This is a genomic window from Aeromonas sp. LsrichE-8G (assembly GCF_022869435.1).
GTDB classification, from domain to species: Bacteria; Pseudomonadota; Gammaproteobacteria; order Enterobacterales; family Aeromonadaceae; genus Aeromonas; species Aeromonas caviae.
This window is the reverse complement of the sequence record NZ_JALIHH010000209.1, coordinates 1-2,555: the sequence shown is the minus strand read 5'-3', so window position 1 is coordinate 2,555 and position 2,555 is coordinate 1. Positions and strand designations below refer to the sequence as shown.

Genomic DNA, 2,555 nt, shown 5'->3' with positions numbered 1-2,555 from the left:
GTGGCAGGAAATAACAGAGAAGTTGGAGTGGGCAATGGTGTATTTATCCAAAAACGGCAAAAAGAGTAGGCAGAGAAAATCCAAGCAAAACAACACGTTAGACGGTATTATTAATTCGCTTGCCGCTTAAGGTTCTGTACATGAGCGGCAGATAGGCCTTCCGGGCGATATCGCCAAGGCCAATCAAGGCAATGCGCATGGGTACTCCTCTCAAGGGGATAACCAGATAACTGCCTGCACGATCTCAGGATTTCCCTCGCAGATCCAGCCTTGGCGTCATCTCGCTCCAGGCGCCTTCTGATGCAATGCGGCATCGCCCCGCGACACCCTGGCCACCTTCCTCCCATCGAAGCGACCCCTGGCGGCGCGGCGCTTGAGCGGCAAACCGCGATAGCAAAACAGGCAGGGCGACAACTGTCGCCCTGCCTGTTACACCCGCACACACCGCCGCACTCGGGCGATTGGCGCTCTTCTCACGTCGAGTTACTCTGCCGACCTGGCCTGCTCTTTGGCATCCCGCCACTTGCCAATCCTGGCGCCCAGCTCGGCGCAAAGCATGGCGCTGACCATGGCACCTATCATCCGGGTCATATCAGACATCTCTGTTGCAACCGGAAGCAGGGGCACAATCAGGTTAAAGGCGATGAGCCCCATCACCAGCCCGAGCCCGCTGCCTACCTTCTCTCTTCGGGATCGCGTTGTTATCGCCATCTGATTGCTCCTGACTTGAACGTTCCACGTGACTCGCCCTTGCCAACGTATCCAGCAAGATAACAAAGCCTTTCTTCATTTGGGACAGCCATCTTTGTGTACGAATTGTTCCATTGGAGGAACCATATCACCCACTCTGTTTCACTGATGCAAAAATCACCTGCTCAAGCAACACCCACGGTGTCGCAGCGTTGTGAAAAAACGGCCTGATAACAAAGGGCCGATAGCCCCTTTTCCCCAACCCGCCTTATCAGGACAGCCATCTTTTGGAGAAAGAGTTATCAAGACAGCCATCTTTTAGAGAAAGCTCTCATCCAGCGCCCAGCACAACTCGTCATCCAGCATTTGCGATGGTATTTGTGGAACTCGGGGGGATTAAAGAGAATGTCTTGGCATCGATGACGCCAATTCATGGCGCCTTATCAGGACAGCCATCTTTTGGAGAAAGCCCTCATCCAGCGCCCAGCACAACTTGTCATCCAGCATTTGCGATGGCATTTGTGAAACTCGGGGGATTAAAGAGAATGTCTTGGCATCGATGACGCCAATTCAGATGCGATCACACCGGCGGGGTGATGGCGCGATACCGGACGTTGTTATGATGCGAGCATTCATCACTCAAAGGGATGGTTGATGACACCGTCGCTGGCCACAGTGCCAGGCAAACTGCTGACAATGCTCTTTGTCACCCACCACTCTGATGCCCTGGCGCCGAAACAGCGTCACTTGCTTGAGCCAGCGCACCTCGTCCACCCCCAGCCGCGTCAGGATGGGGGCAAGACAAACTGGGATATGGCCCCGTTTGTCCACTCGGATGGCGCGACCTGTCCAGTCCACCAGCATCAGGTAATCCGCAAAGGTATATGCCAGGCTATCGGGTCGCGCTTCGTGCGCGAATGGCAACAGCAACGGCGGCAATGGGGCGGCGGACTGCTCGCCATCGAGACGCTGCTTGAGGCTGGTGTAATCGCTCTGCTCGGGCCGATCGGACAATCCCGCTCGTATCGGATTGAGATCAACATAGGCCATGCAGGCCAGCAGGGCTGATTCGGTGAGCAAGGCCTGGCTCTTGAAGCGCCCTTCCCAGAAATGGCCCTTGCAACCATCTTCCCGATTGGCCTGCCGAGCCAGGTTTTCGTTGAGCAACCGCACAAACCAGCTGATGGAATGCAGGCGATCCCGCCACTGTCCTATCAGTTGTTGCACCACGGCCAGTTCGGGCTCAATCAGGGATTCCCCCTGATACCAGCGTCGTACCAGCAGCGGCCACTGGAACAGCGCCGCCCAACGCTCGGCCACCTCCCGCTCGCTCCAATTGGCAGCGGTATCCGACTCGACCTTGAGCACCAGGTGATAGTGATTGCTCATCACCGCATAGGCACACACACCGATGGCAAACAGTCGCGACAATTGGCCCAACTTGTCCACTACCCACTGACGCCGATGCTCGTAACTCTGGCCGGAGTGGGCATCTTCCCCGCACAGAAACGCCCGCCGCACACAGCGACTGACCACATGGTAGTAAGGCGTATCCTGCAAACTGATTTGACGTGAACGGGCAATGGTCATGGCTCACTCCCTGACAGTGACACCTCAAGCCAAGTACAGGGCTACGCCGCTGTCAAAAAGGTGGGTGTCCCAGATTTCACCCCCAGATTGCACAATTTGCTGATCAAGTTCAAAAAACGATGTGATTCCGATGGTTACATCATTTTAAGGCTCGCTTGGGTAGTTTCGTTTGTCTTACAGTGGCTATCTGGAACCTGTTGAACTGCGATGGGCCACTGCCCTCGCTGGTCAATGGAGCATATTGGAAGCTGTAATCCATGGGCGGTAGCGTGGGA

Annotated in this window: 2 protein-coding genes; both read right to left on the bottom strand. The window is 55.6% G+C overall.

The window, feature by feature from the left end:
* Positions 1-483 precede the first annotated feature (483 nt).
* Entirely contained in the window at positions 484-711 is a 228-nt protein-coding gene (locus MUW49_RS18735) for a hypothetical protein (protein ID WP_053288171.1), read from the bottom strand.
* Between the two features lie 618 nt (positions 712-1,329).
* Positions 1,330-2,280: a transposase gene (locus MUW49_RS18730; RefSeq protein ID WP_053288170.1), complete on the bottom strand. Its 951-nt coding sequence runs from the start codon at positions 2,278-2,280 to the stop codon at positions 1,330-1,332.
* Positions 2,281-2,555 lie beyond the last annotated feature (275 nt).

What these genes read in the sequence shown, in the direction of transcription:
- MUW49_RS18735 (WP_053288171.1), bottom strand. Translation starts at nt 711, where the DNA reads ATGGCGATAACAACGCGATCCCGAAGAGAGAAGGTAGGCAGCGGGCTC.
- MUW49_RS18730 (WP_053288170.1), bottom strand. Translation starts at nt 2,280, where the DNA reads ATGACCATTGCCCGTTCACGTCAAATCAGTTTGCAGGATACGCCTTAC.